Here is a 20,377-nt window from a genome sequence, read left to right on the forward strand (position 1 = left end):
TCGGGCCCTCCGTGGGACGTCCCCGTCCGAGTCACCCGTGGGACGATCTCGTCGGGTCACCCGTGGGACCGTTCCACAGGGGAGCGATCAGTGGTCGGTTTCGTTAGCGCGGTTTCACCGACGTGGCCGTGGACCGTCCGGCGGTTTCGAAGCGAAACGAGGGGGTTCGGATCCGGTGCACACCGGCGGTCTCAGGCGACGATGATCCCCGAGCCGTCGTCCCGCGACGAGGGACCAGCTCGCGGTCGAACCGATCGCGCCAGCGGACGAACCACGACTCCCCGTCGTGGTCTCGGTCCACGCCCCACTGGTCGCGGCCACGGTGACGCCCACCATATCTCGTATGACCTCGACGTCTCCCGCGATCGTGACGTCGCTGTCTCGGCCGTGATACCGCAGTCACCCGGTCAGGTGGTGCGGAACGCGCGGTCGCCAGCGTCGCCCAGTCCGGGGACGATGTAGCCGTCGTCGTCGAGGTGGTCGTCGATGGCGACGGTGAGCAGGTCGGCCTGCGGATAGGCGTCGCCGACGCGGAGCAGGCCGTCGGGCGCGGAGACGGCCGAGAGGACGAACAGGTCCGTGGGGGTTCCCTCGGCGCTCTCCACCACGTGGTCGAGGACCGCACACATCGTGCTCCCGGTGGCGAGCATCGGGTCGGCGACGATGACGGTGTCCTTCTCCCTGATCTCGGGGAGTTTGACGTAGTCGATCGTGATCGGGAACTGGCCGTCGTCGTCCATACCGGCCTCCTCGTCTCGGCCGGCGGAGATGACGCCCTGTTTCGCACGCGGGAACGCCTTCAGGAGCCCCTCGACGAACGGGGTCGCCGCCCGGAGCACGTTGATGATGACGACGTCGTCGAGTCCTTTCACTCGTTCGCCGGTGGTCTCCTGCAGCGGGGTCCGGATGCTGACGTACTCGGTCTCCATCGCCCCGTCGATGATCTCGTACCCGCAGATGCGGCCCAGCTTGACCAGGCCTTTGCGGAACGCCACCTGTTCGGTCTCGACGTCTCGCAGCCGCGAGAGCGTGTCTTTCGCGAGCGCGTGTGTGATCAGGTACGCGTTGTCGCGGTCGTCGATGGTCATATCCCAGGTGCCGATGGGGACGGATATAAAACGGGGGTATCGGTCGGTCTCATCCACCTGCTCCGGTCTCGAAGCACTCGACCGCGCGGGGCCACGCGTCCGCTTCGGGCGTTTCGTCGACAGTGTTCGGGAGACGCTCTGCTCCGTCACCACGAAGGGTCGAACCGGGCCACAGCGCGGGCGAGATCGAGCGTCGAGGATCGTGGTCGCGGGCGAGATCGAGAGTCGAAGGTCGCGACCGAGGCTGAGTCGACCCGGTCGCGTCGTCGCTCACAGCACCCGGACGACGATCCCCGTCAACGCCATCAGCAGCAGCGTCGCCACGGCGGCGTTCGTGACGCTGAACGTGGCGAGACCGACGAAGTCGAGCCCCCAGAGGATCCCGGTGCCGAAGACCGCCGACAGCACGAGGTTCATCACGAACAGCACGCGGGGGTCACCCTCCGAAGCCATACCTCCTCTCTCCCGGTGTGGGACTTATTTTCTTTGCGTTCGCACTCCTACGACGAGACATGTTCCGCAACCGTGACGGGACACCCGTCGACCCCGTTCCGTTCCTCGTCGTCGCCGCCCTGGCGTTCCTCGTCACGTTCTCGGTCGGGCCGATCTACGCCGTCGCCGTCGGCTTCTCCTTCCCGGTCGCCGTCTCGCTCTCCGCGGCCGTCTTCGTCGTCGTCTCCATCGGGGCGTACGTCCGGTTCGTCTGGCAGGCCCGCCCCGCAGTCCGGGCCGAGATCCCGCCCCACCAGCGGCTCTCACGGCTGGTCTACGCCGCGCTCTGTCTCGCACTCCTGCTTGTGCTGCTCGTGCTCCCGCTCCTGTGACCGTTTGGTACGGTTCCGCGGCCCCGTCCGTGTCCCTCCGGACGGTCCCACTCGTCGGTCGATCGAGAACGTCCCGGGACGTCCGGCTTTTTGTCCCCGGCACGCGAGTCGTTCGGATATGCGCGAACTGGCGGTGTCGCGGTTCGTCCGGGCGACGCCCACCGAACTCGCCCGGCACCTGTCGCCGGCGACCGTCGTCGAGGCCGAGGAGACGTTCACCGTCAGCGACGTCCACGACCTCGACGACGCGACGGTCGTCACCGCGGCCGGCGGCGGGCTCCAGCTCTCGCTCCGGTTCGAGTCCCGCGACGACGGCCTCTACTACACGCAGGAGGGACAGGAGGGGCCGTTCGAGACGATGGAGACGTGGCTCACGTTCGCCCCCGAGAACGAGGGGGCACGCCTCACCGCCCGCTCGCGGGTGAGTCTCGGCCTGCCCGTCGCGACGCTCACGGATCGGATCGCCGCGTGGAAGCGTCGTGGCGAACTGGAACGCGCGCTCGACAACCTCGCGGCGGCCGTGGAGTGACGGGCACCCCCCGTACGGACGAGCCGTGCGGTCCCGACCCAGCCGACGCGCCTACACCCGTGCGTTCCGGCCGTTCCTGCACGCGACCGTCCGTCACCGCCCGCGCTCGTGCGCCGCTTCCGTCACACCGCCGGACGCTTTTGCCACTCGATTTCACACCACACGCGTATGGGACTCCTCGGGACGCTCTCGGAGACGCTCAGGGCATCGACGCAGTCGACGAACCGCGGCGGGCGAGGCGACCAGTCGAAGGGCGCGTACTGGTGTCACGACTGTAGCGAGCGGGTCCTCGACCTCGACGTGGAGGGTGAGGGACCGCCCGACTGTCCCGACTGCGGCGAGGAGATGACGTTCGAGCGGTCGCCCGGATCGACCGGGTGTGCGTGCTGAGCGTTCGGGTTTCGGACCGTCGCACCTCTCGACTGTGAAACTCTTGCCTCTCTCGATTCTCGGGACGTGGTCGTCGTCGCCGTCTCCACGTACTCGACGGAGACGGTGACGTCGGTGTCGGTCGCGGCCGTGACCTCGTCTTCGAGTCGCCGGGGGAACGCCGGATACGACTCGTCGGCCGGTCGCCTGACCCGGACCGTCACCTCCCGTGGGGCGTCGGCGAGCCCGAAGCTGGTGAACTCGACCTGCACGGTGAGGAGGTCGAGTTCGTCGTACGCCGACGCGTCGAGGACGTCCTCGACGGCGTCGTTCGTCGCGTTCTCGAACGCGCTCTGTTCGACGACGGCCGCCCCGACGCCACCCGTGACGACCGCGATCGCGAGGAGCGCCGCGATCGTGGCGTTCAGCCCGCCGGATCGGAGCGCGTCGCGCGGCGTGGTCTCGCGCCACTGCTCCGGCCGGTAGCCGAGATACCAGAGCGCGACCGCCCCGCTCGCGGTGATGGTGAGGATGTTCACCACGAGCAGGACGGCCGCCCCGAACGCCACGACCGGGTAGCCCCACGCGACGCCGATGCCGACGGCGGCGGCCGCCGGGATGAGCGCCGCGGCGACGGCGACGCCCACCAGCGACACCGGGAGGTCGGTCGCGAGGCCGAACGCCCCGGCTGCGCCCGCACAGACGCCGACGAGGAGCGAGAGGACGCCCGGTGAGGTCCGGGCGCTGATCTGCGCGATCGTCGTCACGTCGACCGCGCCGGAGACGAACTGGGTGGTTCTGAGTAGCCAGCCGAACGCGGTCGCGCTGCCCACGGCGACCCCGAGACCGACCACCTGCGAGACGATCCCGTTACGCACCATTCGCCCCTCGCTGAACGCCACCCCGACACTCGCCGTCAGCGCGGCCCCGACCTGCGGGGCGATCACCATCGAGCCGACGACGATCGCGGGCGAGTCCAGGAGCAGCCCGATCGTCGCGACGAGCACGCTCAACAGCGTCATCGCGTAGTACGTCCGCCTGCCAGGGTTCAGATCACGGGCCTTCGATCTGATCTCCTCGGGAACAACGGCGTCGTCCTCCTCGCTCCCCTCGACGAACCGCTCTTCGAGTTCGGCGAAGTTCGGGGTCGCCGCCGTCTCGGCGTTGGCGATGACCGTGAACGAGTCGTCGAGACCGGCCTCCCGGAGGTCCGCGAGCACCGCGTCGACGGCCTGTGCGGGGAGCGGGAACTGGACGATGATCGCGTCGTCGTCACTGTCGGCCTCCTCGGTCACGACGTAGTCGATCCGTTCGTCAGCGAGGACGCCGAGCACGTCGTCGCGGTGACGCTGTGGGACCAGGGCGTGGATGAACCGCATCCCGTCGACTGTCGGCTGTCGGACGAATGAGAATTACGGATCGGGTCGGTGGATCGTCCGCGTCCGCCCACATCCCCTCGGTCTCACTCCGGCGGCGTCGGTGCCGCGAGCACGACCTGTTCGCCCTGCTCGGACGGGAACGGGGCCCCGTCCCACGCGTCGGGGTCGTAGCCGGCGAACGCGTCGTCCGAGAGCAGACAGTCGTCGAGCCGTTCGACCAGTTCGGGTTCGTCGAGGTCCGTGCCGATGAACACGAGTTCGGTCCGGCGGTCGCCCCACTCGTCGTCCCACACGAGGTTCCGGCGGTTGCGCCGGTAGGCGTCCTGCTCGAACTCGGGGCGCGTGGCGACCCACGGCCCCGCGCACTCGACGTGGACCGACGGACCGGCCTGTCCGAACGTCAGGGTGTGTTCGCTCCCGGCCACCCACAGGGTCCCCTTCGAGCGGACGACGTCCGGGGGGAGGTCCGCGAGGAGGTCGGCGACGGCCTCGGGCCGGAAGGGACGCCGTCGTCGGTACGCGAAGGAGGTGACGCCGTACTCCTCCTGCGGGTGGCTGTGTCCGTCGTGTGGGTGGTCAGCGTGATCGTCGTGTGCGTGGCTGTGCCCATCGTGTCCACGGTGTCCACCGTCTCCGTCGTCGCCTCCTCCCGCCTGCTCGCCCGCGGTGTCGGCGAGCACCCGTCGCCACCCCGCCGCCTCGGCGGCGCGCGCGGGGTCGTACAGGCGACGGCCCATGAGCCGGTCGGGGTCGACCGCCGAGTACGTCGTCGTCACGACGTCGGCGTCGGGTCGGAGCCCGTGGACGAGGTCTTCGAGCGTCGCCAGTTCGGTGTCGGAGACGAGGTCGGTCTTGTTCAGCACGACGACGTTCGCCAGTTCGACCTGTTCGACGAGGAGGTCCGACAGCGGCCTGGTGCCGTCCTCGGCGGCACCCCGTCGTTCGACCTCGCCGCGCCCGCCGAACGCGTCGTAGAACTGTCGGGCGTCGATCACGGTCACGATCGCGTCGACGACGTATCGTGCCGAGGCGTTGCCTCTCGTGAACAGCTTCGCGACCGGCCCCGGCTCGGAGATGCCCGACGCCTCGACGACGAGCTGGTCGAAGTCGCGCTCGCGCGCCAGCCGCATCACGGCCCGGTCGAGGTCGCCCCGGAGTTCGCAGCAGATGCAGCCGTTCGACAGTTCGGTCACGTCGCCCGCGAGCCCGCCCGACCGTCCGCTCACGAGCTCCGCGTCGACGTTGATCTCGCCCATGTCGTTGACGAGGACGGCGATGTCGCGATCGCCGGCGTTGTCGAGGAGGTGGTTCAGGAGCGTCGTCTTGCCCGCCCCGAGACTCCCCGACAGGATCGTCACCGGGATGTCGTCGCCTGCCATGTCTCCCTGTCTCGGGTCCGTGTTCTTGAAACGGACGGTCGTCCGAACGGCGCACACGGCCGCGGTCGAGCGACACGTTTTTGCCGGGTCTTTGATGACTGTCGAGGTATGACGCTCGCCGATCGCATCGACGCCTTCCTCGCGTGGGCCGACGAGTGGGCTCGCGGCCTCTACCACGGCATGATCTCCCACCCGGCATACGAGAAGATCGAGAAGGAGGCCGAGGACATCGAGGACACGTTCATGCTGGCGTGTTTCCCCGACGCGTTCGGCATCCCGAGCCCGGTCTCGTACTACACGGCCGAACTCCTCCCCTATCTGGAAGACGAGTTCGAGGCGTGGGAACGACGCATGTGGGACCGCGGCACCCTCCTCGAACGCAAGGGCCAGCAGTACCACTTCTGAGTTCGATCGTGAGCCACCAATGAACGAGTTCGTCTTCTTCGGCGGCAAGGGTGGTGTCGGCAAGACCACGGTGTCGTCGGCGTACGCGCTCAAGTGTGCGCGGGCGGGCGTCGACACGCTCGTCGTCTCGACCGACCCCGCACACTCCACCTCGGACGTGTTCGACCAGCAGTTCTCGGACGACCCCGCTCCGGTCGAGGGGATCGACAACCTCGACGCGATGGAGATCGATCCCGACGACGAGGTCGAACGCCACCTCATGGAGACCAAGCGGGCGATGGGCGACCAGGTCAGCCCGGCGATGGTCAACGAGATCGACCGACAGATCGAGATGGCACACCAGACGCCCGGTGCGTACGAGGCGGCGCTGTTCGACCGTTTCGTCGGCGTGATGCGCGACACCGACTACGACCGGGTGGTGTTCGACACCTCGCCGACCGGCGGCACCCTCAGACTCCTGTCGCTCCCGGACCTCCTGGAGGGGTGGATCGACCGCCTGATGCACAAACGCAGGCAGTCGGTGAAGCTGTTCGAGCGCGCCGCCATCGGCAACCGCGAACCGCGGCGCATGATGGAGGGCGACCCCATCATCGCCCGCCTGCAGGAGCGCAAGGAGCTGTTCGAGTTCGCGGGCGAGGCCCTCCGCACCAGCGCGGCGTTCTTCCTCGTCGTCAACCCCGACGAACTCTCGCTGCGGGAGACGTCGCGTGCCGTCGAGAACCTCCTCGACGCCGACCTCCCCGTCGAGGGGCTCGCGGTCAACAAGCTCACGCCCGAGCCCGACCCCGACGAGCAGGGCCGGGGAGCGCGGTTCCTCCGGGACCGGGTCGAGACCGAACGCGAGCGGCTCGACACGCTCCGTGAGGAGTTCGACCAGCCGGTCGTCGCCGAGATCGAGACGCGCGTCGCCGAGGTCAAGGGGAGTCTGCTCGACGACGTGGCCGCGGAGCTCGAGATCGACGTCGCCGCCGAGCCGACCGCCTGAGCGGCGGTCGTGCTCGACCGACGCACACACGCAAAAAACGTCACGGAACTCGGCCTCTCGTGCCCGATCGGTGCACACCAGAAAAAGGCCCGAAGAAAGCCTCTATCGCCGGTTTCACCGATACTTCGATCGTTTCGTCCTCACGGTACCGTCATAATATTTTCCCAACTTTTAAGTAGAAGTTTTTACATGGTCGAAAATGGGGTATACACATGGTACAAGCTATCACGCTGGTGGTACTGACGCTGGTCACGTTCAGTATCGGGTATCTGGGCTACTCGAGATACCTCGCGCAGTTCGTCGAACTCGACGACGACCGCGAGACGCCAGCACACAAGTACGAGGACGGGCAGGAGTACGTTCCGTCGAAGAAGCCGGTCCTCCTGGGGCATCACTACTCGAGCATCGCGGGCGGCGCACCCATCGTCGGTCCGATCACGGCGACCGTCGTCTGGGGCTGGGTGCCGGCGTTCCTCTGGGTCGCCATCGGCAACCCGCTGTTCGGCTCCGTTCACGACTTCATGTCCCTCTCGGCCAGCATGCGCCACGAGGGGAAGTCGATCGGCTACATCATCGGCGAGTACGTGGGCGAGCGCGGCAAGAACATGATCCTCTGGTTCGCGTTCCTCACGATCATCCTCGTCGTCGCCGTCTTCGGTCTCGTCATCGCGCTGGTGTTCAACGCGTATCCGCAGGCGGCGACCGCCTCGCTGGTGTACATCGCGCTGGCACTGGTGTTCGGCGTCTACCTCTATCAGCTGAACCTGCCGTTCCTCCCCGGCACCGTCGCGTTCGTCGCGATGGTGTTCGCGGGCGTCTTCGTCGGCGTGCAGTACCCGCTCGCGCTGGTGCCCGGCGACTACCCCGCCGGCACCATCGTCCTGCTCTCGGGGAGTCCGCTCCCGCCCGTCCTCGGGAGCGTCAACATCGCGACGTGGATCCCGGTCATCCTCGTGTACGGCTTCGTCGCGAGCGTCCTCCCGGTGTGGGTGCTGCTGCAGCCGCGTGACTTCCTCACGTCGAGCCTGCTGTACGCCGGCGTCGGCGGGACGCTGCTGGCCGTCATCGTCGGAACGTTCACCGGCGCTGGCCAGCAGCTCACGGTGAACGTCCCGGCGTACGCGGGCTTCTGGGGCGGCGCGCTGGTCGAGACCTCGTTGCCGCTGTTCCCGCTGCTGTTCGTCACCATCGCCTGTGGGACGATCAGCGGCTTCCACTCGCTCGTCTCCTCCGGCACCACCGCGAAACAGCTCGACAAGGAGACCGACGCCCGCACCATCGGCTACGGTGGGATGCTCGGCGAGGGGCTCCTCGCGACCGTCGCCATCGTCACCGTGGCGGTGTACGCCGAGGTGCCGACCGGCGGCGGCATCGGCCTCGCGCTGCCGAACTTCGCGACTGGCGGCGGGCTGATCCTCAACCTCGGCTTCGGCATCCCCGAGGCGCTCGCCGCCCCGTTCATGGGGCTCGTCCTCGTGAGCTTCCTGCTCACGTCGACCGACACCGCGGTCAGGCTGGGTCGGTACATGCTCGAGGAGATCGTCGGCACGCCCGAGACACAGGTGCAGGAGGTCGCGGCCAACCGCTACGTCAACGCGGCCCTGCAGGTCCTGCCGGCGTACGTGCTCGTCGCCTCCGGCCGCTGGGCCGACCTCTGGCCGTTGTTCGGCGGTGCGAACCAGACGCTCGCGGCGCTCGCGCTCCTCGTCGCCACGATCTGGCTCGCCAACTGGGACGACTCTAAGCAGCTCATCAGCACCGGCGCGCCGATGGCACTGATGCTCGCGGTCACGACGACCGCGCTGCTGTATCTGGCGTTCTACCAGAACCTCTACCAGAAGTTCCTCAACGACGCGTGGATGGCCGACGCCTCGACGACGGCGATGGCGTCGAGCGCGGTACAGATCGTCATCGCGCTCGTCCTCGTCGGTCTCGCGTTGTCGATCGCCTACATGGGCATCAGCAACGTCAGGAAGGCCCGGTCGACCGGTCCGGCGGTCGCCGACGGCGGCGCGCCCGAGAGCGACGACTGACGGCGTCCCGCACCACGCACCACGTTCTCCTCGTTTCCCGGCCGCTCAGCCGGGGCCGACGCCGTCGAACAGTGTCGCGGTCTGTGCTCTCTCCGCCTCGCTCGCCGACACCACCGCGACCGCCGTCACGTAGTCGCCCACCGACAGGAGCACCACGAGGCTCCAGAGCGCGTGTCGGTGCATCGTTCCGACCACGGCGGCGAAGCCGTTCGGTCGTCGCTCTCGCGTTCGAGCGACGGCGTGTCGGGTGGGTTCCGGCGCTTGCGGACCCGTGTTCAGCCGAACAGCCGCCGCTTGAGCCGTTCGACGAAGCCGCGGTCGGGCTCGATCGGCTCCCAGGTCCGGAGTGCGTCGCTCACGTCGGCGTTCCGGCTCACGACGAGCTCCTCGCGGTCGGGGGCGACGACCGCCAGGTGGATCTCGTAGTGGCCGTGGTAGCCGTACTTGATGAGTTCGCGGTCCTCGAAGGCTTCGACGTGCGAGCGGACGTCGTCGGAGATTTCGTCCGTGACGGCGACGAACGTGAAGTCGGTCGCGTAATGCTCCTCGTCGGCGTCGACCCACTCGTCGGCGAGATCGTGGCCCAGCCCGACGAACCGCTCGAGGTCGCTCACCCGTACCGGGCCGCGTTCGGTGAGAAACAGGTGTTCGTACGCGTGCTGGTGGCCGTAGGTGATCGCCGGGTGGAAGAACTGCTTGTGGCTCTCGATGCGGAGTTCGCCCCGGAGCGTGAACGGCTCGCCCCGCACCGAGACGCCCTTCTCGAGGTCGTAGTTGAACATGATCCGGCCGGAGACCCGGTCGACGTACTCGTCGTCCCAGTCGGGGACGTCCTCGGGAGTCGTGTCGTCGGTGTCGGCCCCGGTTTCGGTCTCTGCCGGCGTCGTGGCCGTCGACGGCTGGTCCTCTTCTGTTGTCATGCTCCCCCGCGCTCGTCGTCACCACCGTCGGTATCGTCAGGATCGTACGCGTGGGCGTCCCCCGACACAGCCGGGACGCCGATGGCGACGGCCGTGACTGACCCGTCGGCGTCGGCCGGGTTGTACGCTCGCTGTGGGCTGCCGGGGTCGACGGCGAAGAAACACCCCTCCTCGACCGTATACGTCTCGTCGGGCGTCTCGACGGCGAGCGTCCCCGCGGCGACGAAGAACAGCTCCTCCTGTTCGTCGTGGTAGTGGTACGCGAGCGGGAGCTGTTCGCCCGGGTCGGCGCTGAACCGATTGACGGCCATCTGTGACAGGTCCGCAGCCTCCGACACCCGGCGGAGATCGCACGGGCGGTCGGGTACGGGGTCGAGGTCTTCGGGGTCGACGACGTGGTATCCCATGTAGGGTCTCACATCAGTATGTGATAAAAGACCGTTGACCACGCTGACCGTCCGTTCGCCACGGTCGAGCGGAGCGTTCGGTCGGGACGAGCGGGTCTGCTCACTCGTGACGATCCAGCCGCTCCCCATCCGCTCCGTGGCGGTCCCGACCGCACGCTCCGTGGCGGTCCCGTCCACCCGGACCCGATCGAGGCTCTCCCGATAAACCTGCGAGATCCGGCACGTCTGGACACCCGCTCGAACGTCGCTGCCGCCGCCTCAGTCCCGTCGACCGTCCCGCTCGTCCACCGCGGGAGGGGTTCGTCCTCGTACGGCTGGAGTTTGAACGCTCTCCATTCGCCGCGGTCGATCTCGTACTCCTCGGGCGTTCGCGGACGTCGACGTTGCGCTCTGGGCTGTCGTCGTCGGAGTCGCCACCGGCTCCCGTCTGTTCCTCCCCGTCGAGGCTGTCGGCGTTTCCGTCGTCGGTCACACGGACGCGTCGGACTGCGGTCGTATGTGTGCACTGGCGGTGCCGCGGGTCTATCTCACACCCCGGACACGGCGCGGGGTCGACTGCTCCGACCCGCCCCGGAAGGAGGCGAAGCCGACAACCTCACTCCCGTTCGAAGTACCGTTCGGCGATCCGATCCGCCGTCCGGAGTGCGAGGGCCTGACCGGTGTGTGTCGGATTCACGCCGCCGACCCCGTTCGCTAACAGGCTGTGGTCGCCGATGAACAGCCGAGCCACCTCGGTGGCTTCGCCGGCCGCGTCGGTGACCTCCCCCATGCGCATCGTGCTCTGGATGTGGAGGAGCAGCGGGGGCCAGTCGACCCGGTGCACGTGCGACGCACCTGCCGCCCGGAGGACGGTGGCCGCCGTTCTGGCCAGTTGTTCCCGGCGTGCGGAGTCGTCGGGATGCGGCTCCCACCGGACGAGGGGAACTGGGCCGTGTTCGTCTGCGAACCTCGGGTCGAGAGCGACCCCGTTCTCCCGGCGCGGGCGGTCGTCGGTCAACACGATGATACTCAGCGTCCGCCGGTAGTCCGCCATCTTCGATTTGAGGTCCCTGCCGACGACTCGACCGACGGAGTCCCACGGGTCCGCCGGATCCACCGCCTGATCGAAGCTGTACCCGGCGCGGCTGAACGAGTAGTTCACGAGCGACGCGAGACCGGGGTTGTACCCGAACGTCTCGAAACAGCCGACGCCCGGTTCCTCGTATCTGGCGGCCGAGACCTGGCCGACGTGTGGATTCAGCGTCGGCTGTCCGATCTGCTCCTCCAGTGTCTCCTCGTCGAAGACACCCACGACCATGTCGAACCAGTGGGTGGTCATGCCGCGTCCCACCCAGTCGCCGTCCGGCAGGCCCGACTTCAGCCAGAGCCGCGGGGTCTCGATCGAGCCCGCCGCGAGCACGACTACGTCCGCGGAGACCTCGTGCGTCTCGCCGGTCCACGTGTCACGGAACTCGACCCCCGTCGCCGTCACCGTCCCGCCCGTCGTGTCGGTGACGACTCGCGTGACGAACGCGTTCGGTCGGATCGTGACGTGTCCCGTCTCGAGCGCGGCGGGGACCCAACTGACCAGCGAGGAGCGCTTCGCCTTCTCGTCGACGGGCGCGCCGAGCGGGTGGACTGGTCCCTGGTACTCGTGGCCGGCGAGGACCGAACCGCGGACGTCCGGTCCCGCGAGTGGGGTGTCGGAGTCGGTGATGTCCTCGTCGGGCTGGGTGATCGCGTTCGGCTGGTTTCGATAGCCGGCCTCGGTCACGTCCTTCGTCGTGACGATCTCGTAGCCGGCGGCGTCGGCGCCCTGGAAGAAGAGTTCCTCCTTCGCCGTCGTCGGCGCGGGGGCGACAGGGAGGAACTCCTCGACGGTTCGGTAGTAGGGGACGAGGTCCGCGTAGTCGATGGGCCGTGTGGCTGGTCGTCGATCGCTGTCGGGTACGCCCGGGGATGGTTGCCGAAGTAGTGCTGTGACGTCCCACCGACGCCGGCGACCTGCTGGATCGCTCCCTTCTGCGGCAGGTTGCGGAACCAGGGAGAGCGGTCCCGGTCAGCCGGTCCCCAGCGCAGCTTTCCAGTGATCAGGTCGTTCGTCTCGTGTTCCCGTCTCGTGAGCTGTTCTTCGAGGAGTTCGTGGTCGAGGTCGTCCGGACTCGAACTCGCTTCTCCACTGCCGCCTTCGTTCGGAGCCGGCCACTTCTCGTTCCCGTACCACGGACCTGCTTCGAGGATCACCACCGAGATGTCCTGTTCGCCGAGCCGCTTCGCGAGCGCCGGTCCGTCCGCGCCCGCACCGACCACCACGACGTCGTAATCGGTCGGCGTCATGAGAGATCCCCCTCTCGGAAGTCGTTGTCTCCATCCGCGTCGTCGCCCCCCTGGGAGTCCTCGTCACCGCCATCGTCGTCCCCTTGGGAGTCGTCTCCATCCGCGTCGTCGCCCCCCTGGGAGTCCTCGTCACCACCATCGTCGTCCTCGAATTCGGCTTCCTCGAACTCCTCGACCAGGTATCCGCGAAAGTCACGGTAGCCGATCGCAGGCCCCGGGAACGCCGTCTGCTCCCAGCTTTGCACCTCCCCGGTGAAGGTCCGCTCGGTAGGCGGCCCGGTGTTGTTCTCGTAGCCGGACCACTCGCTGTAATATCCGAAGTGGACCAGGATGTTCACCAGTGTCATGATTGTGACCCCGTTCTCTTCCTGCAGATTGATCGCTCGAAATCTGTCCTGTCGCGAGAGCTGTCCGAACAGCCCAGCGGAGGGGAAGCTGTCGACTGTCGGTGGGTCTTCGTTCATCTCCTGCTGGATCAGGAGAGCAGCGCCCTGATCGAGCAGGTGGGCGACCTGGTCGGCGAAGTCGTCCTGTGTCGGGAACGGAAGCAGGTGATTCAGGCTCCAGACGAGATACCGCTCCAGCTCCACGTCGAGCCCTCCCGGTTCGTGCTCCGGTCCGCGTTGGCTGGCCAGTGTCGGGGTCCGTGGTACGGCGGCGTCGACAAGTGCCTCGAACGTCGCTACCGTGTGCGGTTGGGCCGAGATGTCCCGGTAGTCGGTGGCCGCCGACCGCTCCGACAACTGGAGCTTCGACAGGCTCGCGAACCCGTTCCCGGAGAGACCCACGATGGCGGCGAGCCCTCCCACGACGATGCGCCGATGCTCGTCGATGTCGGGGTCGATCGCCGACCGATCGCCGTTCTCTTGATCGGTCGCCGCGTGCGGCCGTCCAGACGCGACGGGCCACCCGGACTCGTCGGGAGGGTCGAGCTCATCCTCGTGTTCGTCTTCGTGTTCGTATTCGTCTTCGTGTTCGTCGGCTCGATTCTCCGACTCTCCCCGTCCTCCTGTATGTGTCATTGTCACCCTGGTCCCCCGGCTGACTGTCCGCCCCTGTGCATCAGGCGTGACGACGTCGTGTCTCCCTTGCTGTCACCATTTTAATATTATACGTACGACATTTTAAGTGTTACCACACCACATGAAATCGGTTCCGGACGATCACGTTCACCCGTCGGTCGGGCGAGCGGGACGGACGGAAAGACGGACTGGGGCGTGCCGTGTTCTCGCGGTCCGCAGCACCATCTCACTGAACGGGAGCGCACCTGTCCGGGAGACGCCGACAGACCACCTCATCCGACGAACGAGCAGCGGCTCTGCGCCGTCACCGCACTAGCACCGGGTTTAATGTCCGTGAGTCACTCATTCGACGGTATGGGTGGCAAGGAGACCGAAGCGTGCGGACGGTGCGCCATGTCGTCCGTCGTCGACGTGAGCCGGAGCAGCGACGGGGACGACGACGGCAGAACGCGGGACCCCTTCGGCGAGGCGCGCATCGAGGTCGACGAACGCCAGCTTCGCGCCGTCTCGCCCGGCGCGTGGCTCGGCGGCGTCAAGACCCGACTCGACGAGTTCGCCACACGCATCACGTACGGTCGACGGTAGCACGGGGGGTGCGAGCGTGCCAGCCGGTACCGCCACGAGCGTGCCAGCCGGTACCGCGGTGAGTTTTTCACGCAGTAGCCATTCTACCACGCACTAGGCATGGAAGAGAGCATCTCGGGATTCAAACGCCGTGGCTCGTGGGGAGACATCGTCGAGCACGGCGAGCGCATCACCCGCGCGCTCCGTGACGCCGGCGTCGAGAGCGACGCGTTCGATGAGTGGGACGAGTGGCGACCCAAATCCCACGAACGGCTCTCGCAAGACGTCAACGAGAAGACCGCCGCCCAGGCCAGCGTCGCCGAGGGCGAGGGAGAGAAGGCGGGCAAGAAACCCGAGGAGGACCTCCAGAACGCCGGGCGAAAGCTCTCGGAGTCGTACGAGAAGGTCGAGGAGGGCGACAACGAGGGGGCGGTCGAGCGGTGGCAGGACTCCATCGACTACGTCAAGCGTGCCGCCGATTCGGCGAGTCGAAAGGCGCTCCGAGCCGTGGAGGACACCGTCTACCGGAAGGTGATGACCCAGCTCGCACCGTACTACTTCGACAACGAACTCATCAGCGCCAACGTCCAGCGGGTCACCCGCGGTGCCGCCGAGGACGAGCAGTTCAGCTTTGAGGTGAACGTCAACGACGACGACCTCAAGGCGGTCGTCTCGGACCGTCTCGCCGAGTACGAGGATGCGGTCGACCGCTGGCACATCGACACGGAGAAAGACACCGCCACTGCCGAGGCGGCCGAGGGCGTCGAGGCCCCGCAGAACGACCCCGAGTCGAAGTCGACGACCAACTGACTCTCCCGGGCCACGGTCCCCGAACGTGGGCGATGCTTGATTTTTATAACCGACGCGCGTCACCGAACACGTATGCCAGAACCGCTCCGCATCGACTCCGGCGAACTGACCGCCGAAGAGATCCTCTCCGCGCTCCAGGAGGGACGCCGTATCGTCGTTCGCACGGAGATGATGGGAGGCACGTACGAGGTCACGCTCCGTCACGACGGCTCGACGTTCTACTGTGACACGCCGACGACGCTCCACAAACACGACGACGAGGACGGAATGCGCACCTGTATCGCGAAGATGGGCTACGCGCGGACCGACGTTCAGGACGACTGACGACGGGAACGGGGAGCCGTTCGCCGGCGGATCGTCCGGTGGGCGTCCCCCGTCGCCGGCTGACTCTCCCCCTCCCTTCGGTCCGACGACCGCGCTCCCCCGATCGTCCGATCCGACGACCACACTCCTGCACTGGTTCGGTCCGACGATTCGTTCCGCGGTTCTGGTTGTGCGTGGGCCATGCCCAGCCGCTGGGGGAGATATAATCCCACACCCCGTCGTTTCGTCTACATGGTAGACTCCCCCAACATGGCCGACCTTCTGGAGACCGACGACCCGGGATTCCAGCACGTCCTGTCCTGCGTGTTCGGCATCCAGAACCACGAGAGTCGGACGTATCTCGTGCTCCTCGACCACCCGGGGAGTACCGTCGCGGAACTCGCCGAGGTGCTCGACCGCGATCGGAGCAACGTCAACCGCTCGCTAACGACGCTGATGGAGAAGGGGCTCGCGAACCGCCAGCGCCGTCTGCTTGACCCTGGTGGCTACGTCTATCAGTACACCGCGACCCCCCTGCCGGAGGCGAAGGGGTTGCTCCACGACGCGCTCGACACGTGGGTCGAGACCGTCCACGAGCGCATCGACGACTTCGGGCCCGACTCGACCGTGTGACGGAGCGCGTCGCGACCGTCGGCATCGGGAACCCGGCTGTGACGTCGCACGGCCCCCGAGGCGTGCGCCGCTACGCGCCCCGGTAGGCGACCAGTTGCCCCGTGAGCGGGTTCACCGCGTAGAGTGCCCCGGCACCGACCGCGGGCGACACGGCGGCCGTCACGTCGTCCGGGAGTGTCCAGCGGACGCGCCCGCCGAGGCCCAGAAGCGGCCGTCTCTGGTGGAGCGCAGCCGAGCGATTCCCGAGTGCGATCACCGTCTCGGGACTCGCGATCGGTGCGGCCCTGACGAGGTCCATCCGGAGGTCCCACCGCCACCGTTCCTCGCCGGTCGCGGCGTCGAGCGCGACGAGGTCGCGGTTCGCGACGAACACCGCGTCGGCCGTCGCCGTCGGGGGTGCCAGCCCCCCGCCCGGTGCCCGCCACACCTCCTCGCCGTCGCGGGTGAGCGCGACGGTCCGACTCTCGCTGGAGTACCCCCGCGCGTACACCCGGTCGTCGACGACGGCCGGCCCGGACAGACAGTAGGGCAGTTCGACGCGCCAGCGCTCTTCGCCCGTGTCGGCCGACAGCGCACGGAGCCGGTTTCGGTCGGGGACGTAGACGGTCCCGTCGGCGACTGCCGGTGCGACGCCGATGCCGTACGGTTCGCGGATGTTGAACGTCTCGTACGCCAGTGGCTCGAACCCGCCCTGCCGCCACTCGACGTCCCCGCTCTCCGTCGAGAGCGCCAGACAAACCGTCGACGTGCGGAGGTACGCCGTCCCGTTAGCGATGCGGACACTGTAGGCGTACCGACCGTCGGGGACGTGGTGCCACAACCGGTCGCCCGTCTCGGCGTCGTAGCCGTGGACGATCCCACCGCGTCCCTCGCGGCCGCTCTCGTAGCCCGTGCAGACGACGACGCCGTCCCCGCCGTACGCTGGCGATCCGGCGACCACCTGCCGGGCGACCCCGTCACCGGTCTGGTTCGGCAGTTGGGCCTCCCACGTCCGACTCCCGTCGTCGGCACCGAACGCGTGAAACCGGCGCTCCGATCCGACGTAGACGGTGCCGCTGGCGACGATCGGCGGGGTCGTCGGCCGCCCCCCGAGCGACGCCTGCCACGCCTGTTCGACCGCGTTCGGGACCGGTCCACCGAGGCTGGAGGCGTTCCGCGGCCCACCGCCGGCCATCGGCCACTGGCGCTCGGGGAACGCCTCGCGTGAGCGTGCACAGCCGGCGACCCCGGCCGTGATCCCGACGGCCGTGGCCGCCCGGAGGACGTCGCGGCGGCTGATCGCGGCGGCGGACGCGGAGGATGCGGCGTGCATCGGTTCGTCCTCGAAGTCGGTCACGCCGGACAAGTGTCTTCTCCCGTGGCTCCCGACCGCCCCCCTTTTTACTCCGCGGCGCAAGCGACTCGACAATGAGCCTCGCGTTGACCGCCGAGACCCCGACCGCGCCCGACGGGGCCGCCGACGGCGTCTGGCTGGCGTGCATCGACTGCGGCGAGACGTTCGCCCCCTTCGACGACATCCGCTACACGTGCGACGACTGCGACGGCCTCCTCGAGGTCCGGTACGCCGACCCGCCGACGTTCGACGACTTCGAGGGCCGCGGCGTCTGGCGCTACAGCGCCGCGCTCCCGTTTGAAGAGGGCGTCACCCTCCCCGAGGGGGGGACGCCGCTGCACCGCGTCCCCCGGATCGAGACGGCGATCGACGTCTCGACGCTCCGGGTCAAACACGAGGGGATGAACCCGACGGGGAGCTTCAAGGATCGGGGTATGACCGTCGGCGTCCGCGTCGCGAAGGAACTCGGCGTCGGCCGCCTCGCCTGCGCCTCGACCGGCAACACGTCGGCGGCGCTCGCGGCGTACGGTGCCCGCGCGGGACTCGAGACGCTCGTGCTCCTCCCCTCGGGGAAGGTCGCCGCCGGCAAGATCGCCCAGGCGGCGCTCCACGACGCGCGCATCCTCGAGGTCGACGGCAACTTCGACGCGTGTCTCGACATCGTCCAGGAGCTGGCGCAGGCGGGCGAAGTGTACCTCCTGAACTCCCTCAACCCCTTCAGGCTAGAGGGACAGAAGACGATCGGGCTCGAGATCTTAGAGGAGTTCCACGACGACTACGGGACGTACCCCGACCGCATCGTGCTCCCCGTGGGCAACGCGGGCAACACCGCCGCGCTGTACAAGTGCTTCCGCGAACTCGTCCAGTCCGGTGCCCTCGACGAGGACGACGTCCCGAAGCTCACGGGCGTCCAGGCCGAGGGTGCAGCGCCGATGGTCGAGGCCGTCGAGTCGGGTGCCGACGAGGTGCGCCGCTGGGACGAGGTCGAGACCATCGCGACTGCCATCAGGATCGGCAACCCCGTCAACGCCCCCAAGGCGCTTCCGGGCATCCGCAACACGGGCGGCACCGCCGTCTCGGTCTCCGACGAGGAGATCACGGCCGCCCAGCGTGCGCTCGCCAAGGAGGGCGTCGGCGTCGAACCCGCCTCCGCCGCCAGCGTGGCGGGCCTGAAGAAACTCCGTGACGACGACGTCGTCGACGCCGACGAGGACGTGGTTTGTCTCACCACGGGCCACCTCCTGAAGGACCCCGACGCGGCGTTCGAGGCCGGCAACGAACCCGAACCCGTCGCCAACGACACCGACGCCGTCCTCGACCTCCTCGGCCGGTCGAGTGGACGGTCCCGGGGTCGTCTCCGGCGGCTGCTGCCGTTCTGACCCACGCCCTGCTCGTTGGATGTCGGCCCAGCCCGTCTGTTCGCTGCACTCCACCCAGTCCTGCTCGTTGCACGTCGACGCGGCCCGGCCTCCCTCTCCTCGTCGCGTCCGTGGTCCACCGCCGACTCCTCTCCGTACCCCACTCTCTCCACCCCTCGACATCACCTCGGATCCCGTCGCCGAGTCCGACCGTCGCCGTGGACTGACGTTCACACGGCTCCACACGTGCGTGACACCCGTCTGACGCACGTTTTTGATCGTCGCCTGGGTACTTGTTCACGTGCCCCCGAGCCTCCCAACAGGGACCGTCAGCCGGACGGCAGCGGGCACGCGAACGTTCCCACCGGAGTCGGATCGCGAGCGTGCCTCCGCCGCGTCGACGCAGCCAGGTCGACCCTCACGGCCACAGACGCTCCCCACGACCCCGTCCCCCGGTCCAGCCCCGTCAGCCGTCGTCCCGCGACGCGAACACGACGTCGCCGTCTCCCGCGAACACGAGCGCGTCGCCGAACTCGAAGACGAGAACGAAGCCCTGCGCGACTACATCGAGACGCAGGCCGCCGAGCGACGGGCGGTCATCGAGCGGTACGAGCGACTGCTCGACCAGCGCGACACCGCCGAGGCCGCCGACGCTTCGACAGCAGCCTCGACGCGTCCGCGACGCGATTCTCTCGCCGACGCGGTCCGGGCGGCCCTCTCGACGGTTCGATCCCGGCTCGTGCGTGGCCTCGGCCTCGACTGAGGCGGCCCGCGTCGCCCGTTCCGCCGTCCGTCGCTCTCTCACTGCCCGGGTGGGCACGGGTTCGACCGGCTCTCCGACAACGGCTCGTGCCGAGTCAGAACTCCTCGACGTGCGGTCTGAGGTCCAGTTCGAGCGTCCAGGCGCTGCGATCCTGCCCGACGAGGTGCCAGTACGAGTCGGCGATGGCGTCGGGGTCGAGATACTCCCCGGGGGTCGACACCTCTCGTCCCGGCGGCAGGATCCCGCCGTCGATGACGACGTGGGCGACGTGGACCCCCTGCGGCCCGAACTCCCGGGCCATCGACTCGGCCAGCCCGCGGACGGCGAACTTCGCGCTGGAGAACGCGGCCGCCCCGTCTCGACCGCGGATCGAGGAGGTCGCGCCGGTGAAGAGGATGGTGCCGCCGGCTCCGTCGCTCGTATCGTCCCCGCCGCTCGTGCCGTCCCCCTCACTCGCGTCGGTCGCACCGTCCCCGTCGCCGAGCATGTCGTCGAGCGCCTCCTGTGAGCACTGCAACCCGGCGCGGGCACCGACCTCCCAGGCGTGTTCGAACTCGTCGAGCGAGAGGTCGCGCGCCCCCTTCCACGCCCCGCCGCTGGCGTGGTTGACCAGCACGTCGACGGGACCGAACGCCTCGCGCACGGTCGCGAACGCCGCCTCGATCTCCTCGGGTTCCGTGAGGTCCGTCGGCACCGCCAGCGCCGCCTCACCGAGGTCGTCGGCGAGCCCCTCGACGTAGGCCGCGGTGCGGGCCAACAGCGCGACACGACAGTCCTCCGCGACGAACCGTCGCGCGATCGACTCGCCGAGTCCGGGACCGACGCCAGCGATGACTGCCGTGTGTGTCATACCGTGTACACGACCGACGGCGACAAAACCGTTCGCCTGCACCCCGGTCGTCGTCACACCGGCGGACGAGTGGTTTCGTCCCGCGTCGCTCGTGACGCACGGTCCCG

General features: G+C 68.4%; 23 protein-coding genes. 11 read left to right on the forward strand and 12 right to left on the reverse strand.

Annotated features, from left to right (window positions below; genetic code table 11):
* Window positions 1-407: 407 nt before the first annotated feature.
* A complete protein-coding gene (gene upp / locus FZP69_RS01210; protein WP_152039574.1) occupies window positions 408-1,088 on the reverse strand; it encodes a uracil phosphoribosyltransferase in 681 nt (226 codons plus the stop codon).
* A gap of 270 nt (window positions 1,089-1,358) precedes the next feature.
* Window positions 1,359-1,541, reverse strand: a complete 183-nt coding sequence (locus tag FZP69_RS01215) for a hypothetical protein (protein ID WP_152039575.1) — start codon at window positions 1,539-1,541, stop codon at window positions 1,359-1,361.
* 59 nt (window positions 1,542-1,600) lie between these two features.
* Between FZP69_RS01215 and FZP69_RS01220 the strand changes: the two genes are divergently transcribed.
* Window positions 1,601-1,912 carry a hypothetical protein gene (locus FZP69_RS01220; protein ID WP_152039576.1) on the forward strand — a complete coding sequence of 104 codons (312 nt, stop codon included), beginning with the start codon at window positions 1,601-1,603 and terminating at the stop codon, window positions 1,910-1,912.
* A 118-nt stretch (window positions 1,913-2,030) separates the two neighbouring features.
* Window positions 2,031-2,441 (forward strand): SRPBCC family protein, encoded by a 411-nt coding sequence (locus FZP69_RS01225; RefSeq protein WP_152039577.1) that lies wholly within the window; start codon window positions 2,031-2,033, stop codon window positions 2,439-2,441.
* Between the two features lie 266 nt (window positions 2,442-2,707).
* On the opposite strand, the gene FZP69_RS01235 is transcribed toward FZP69_RS01225, so the two are convergent.
* Window positions 2,708-4,189: a TIGR00341 family protein gene (locus FZP69_RS01235; RefSeq protein WP_152039579.1), complete on the reverse strand. Its 1,482-nt coding sequence runs from the start codon at window positions 4,187-4,189 to the stop codon at window positions 2,708-2,710.
* An 83-nt stretch (window positions 4,190-4,272) separates the two neighbouring features.
* The gene (locus tag FZP69_RS01240; RefSeq protein WP_152039580.1) at window positions 4,273-5,568 is read right to left on the reverse strand and encodes a CobW family GTP-binding protein; all 1,296 of its coding nucleotides are present in this window, start codon (window positions 5,566-5,568) and stop codon (window positions 4,273-4,275) included.
* Window positions 5,569-5,676: 108 nt separating this feature from the next.
* Between FZP69_RS01240 and FZP69_RS01245 the strand changes: the two genes are divergently transcribed.
* The 3 genes from FZP69_RS01245 to FZP69_RS01255 all read left to right on the forward strand — a co-directional run bounded on the left by FZP69_RS01245 (window position 5,677) and on the right by FZP69_RS01255 (window position 8,991).
* Complete coding sequence (locus FZP69_RS01245; RefSeq protein ID WP_152039581.1) at window positions 5,677-5,973, forward strand: hypothetical protein; 297 nt, start codon at window positions 5,677-5,679, stop codon at window positions 5,971-5,973.
* Between the two features lie 19 nt (window positions 5,974-5,992).
* A complete protein-coding gene (locus FZP69_RS01250) occupies window positions 5,993-6,958 on the forward strand; it encodes an ArsA family ATPase (RefSeq protein WP_152039582.1) in 966 nt (321 codons plus the stop codon).
* A gap of 212 nt (window positions 6,959-7,170) precedes the next feature.
* Window positions 7,171-8,991, forward strand: a complete 1,821-nt coding sequence (locus tag FZP69_RS01255; RefSeq protein WP_152039583.1) for a carbon starvation CstA family protein — start codon at window positions 7,171-7,173, stop codon at window positions 8,989-8,991.
* A gap of 45 nt (window positions 8,992-9,036) precedes the next feature.
* Here the strand turns inward: FZP69_RS01255 and FZP69_RS22250 are convergent, their stop codons facing one another.
* The 6 genes from FZP69_RS22250 to FZP69_RS01275 form a co-directional block, all read right to left on the reverse strand.
* Window positions 9,037-9,174 carry a hypothetical protein gene (locus tag FZP69_RS22250; protein WP_192918415.1) on the reverse strand — a complete coding sequence of 46 codons (138 nt, stop codon included), beginning with the start codon at window positions 9,172-9,174 and terminating at the stop codon, window positions 9,037-9,039.
* A 92-nt stretch (window positions 9,175-9,266) separates the two neighbouring features.
* Window positions 9,267-9,911 (reverse strand): hypothetical protein, encoded by a 645-nt coding sequence (locus tag FZP69_RS01260; protein WP_152039584.1) that lies wholly within the window; start codon window positions 9,909-9,911, stop codon window positions 9,267-9,269.
* Entirely contained in the window at window positions 9,908-10,318 is a 411-nt protein-coding gene (locus tag FZP69_RS01265) for a cupin domain-containing protein (protein WP_152039585.1), read from the reverse strand. Before FZP69_RS01265 ends, FZP69_RS01260 begins: the two co-directional genes overlap by 4 nt.
* 595 nt (window positions 10,319-10,913) lie before the next feature.
* Window positions 10,914-12,071, reverse strand: coding sequence for a GMC family oxidoreductase N-terminal domain-containing protein (locus FZP69_RS01270; protein ID WP_204959881.1), 1,158 nt, complete (start codon window positions 12,069-12,071; stop codon window positions 10,914-10,916).
* On the reverse strand, window positions 12,068-12,634 hold the full coding sequence (locus FZP69_RS22855) for a lycopene cyclase family protein (RefSeq protein WP_204959883.1): 567 nt from the start codon (window positions 12,632-12,634) through the stop codon (window positions 12,068-12,070). The genes FZP69_RS01270 and FZP69_RS22855 overlap by 4 nt, the downstream gene beginning before the upstream one ends.
* Window positions 12,631-13,656: a hypothetical protein gene (locus FZP69_RS01275; RefSeq protein WP_152039586.1), complete on the reverse strand. Its 1,026-nt coding sequence runs from the start codon at window positions 13,654-13,656 to the stop codon at window positions 12,631-12,633. Before FZP69_RS01275 ends, FZP69_RS22855 begins: the two co-directional genes overlap by 4 nt.
* Window positions 13,657-14,010: 354 nt before the next feature.
* Between FZP69_RS01275 and FZP69_RS01280 the strand changes: the two genes are divergently transcribed.
* The 4 genes from FZP69_RS01280 to FZP69_RS01295 all read left to right on the forward strand — a co-directional run bounded on the left by FZP69_RS01280 (window position 14,011) and on the right by FZP69_RS01295 (window position 15,966).
* The gene (locus FZP69_RS01280) at window positions 14,011-14,241 is read left to right on the forward strand and encodes a hypothetical protein (protein WP_152039587.1); all 231 of its coding nucleotides are present in this window, start codon (window positions 14,011-14,013) and stop codon (window positions 14,239-14,241) included.
* 99 nt (window positions 14,242-14,340) lie between these two features.
* Entirely contained in the window at window positions 14,341-15,030 is a 690-nt protein-coding gene (locus FZP69_RS01285; RefSeq protein WP_152039588.1) for a DUF5828 family protein, read from the forward strand.
* A 72-nt stretch (window positions 15,031-15,102) separates the two neighbouring features.
* A complete protein-coding gene (locus FZP69_RS01290; protein ID WP_152039589.1) occupies window positions 15,103-15,354 on the forward strand; it encodes a hypothetical protein in 252 nt (83 codons plus the stop codon).
* 231 nt (window positions 15,355-15,585) lie between these two features.
* Window positions 15,586-15,966: a helix-turn-helix domain-containing protein gene (locus FZP69_RS01295; protein ID WP_152039590.1), complete on the forward strand. Its 381-nt coding sequence runs from the start codon at window positions 15,586-15,588 to the stop codon at window positions 15,964-15,966.
* Between the two features lie 70 nt (window positions 15,967-16,036).
* Here the strand turns inward: FZP69_RS01295 and FZP69_RS01300 are convergent, their stop codons facing one another.
* Window positions 16,037-17,278, reverse strand: coding sequence for an outer membrane protein assembly factor BamB family protein (locus FZP69_RS01300; protein WP_152039591.1), 1,242 nt, complete (start codon window positions 17,276-17,278; stop codon window positions 16,037-16,039).
* Between the two features lie 95 nt (window positions 17,279-17,373).
* On the opposite strand from FZP69_RS01300, the gene thrC reads away from it, so the two are divergent.
* A complete protein-coding gene (gene thrC / locus FZP69_RS01305; RefSeq protein WP_152039592.1) occupies window positions 17,374-18,678 on the forward strand; it encodes a threonine synthase in 1,305 nt (434 codons plus the stop codon).
* 280 nt (window positions 18,679-18,958) lie between these two features.
* Window positions 18,959-19,420 (forward strand): hypothetical protein, encoded by a 462-nt coding sequence (locus FZP69_RS01310; RefSeq protein ID WP_152039593.1) that lies wholly within the window; start codon window positions 18,959-18,961, stop codon window positions 19,418-19,420.
* Between the two features lie 94 nt (window positions 19,421-19,514).
* On the opposite strand, the gene FZP69_RS01315 is transcribed toward FZP69_RS01310, so the two are convergent.
* The gene (locus FZP69_RS01315) at window positions 19,515-20,270 is read right to left on the reverse strand and encodes an SDR family NAD(P)-dependent oxidoreductase (protein ID WP_152039594.1); all 756 of its coding nucleotides are present in this window, start codon (window positions 20,268-20,270) and stop codon (window positions 19,515-19,517) included.
* Window positions 20,271-20,377: the final 107 nt, after the last annotated feature.

The organism is Salinigranum salinum, assembly GCF_009176545.1.
GTDB lineage: Archaea > Halobacteriota > Halobacteria > Halobacteriales > Haloferacaceae > Salinigranum > Salinigranum salinum.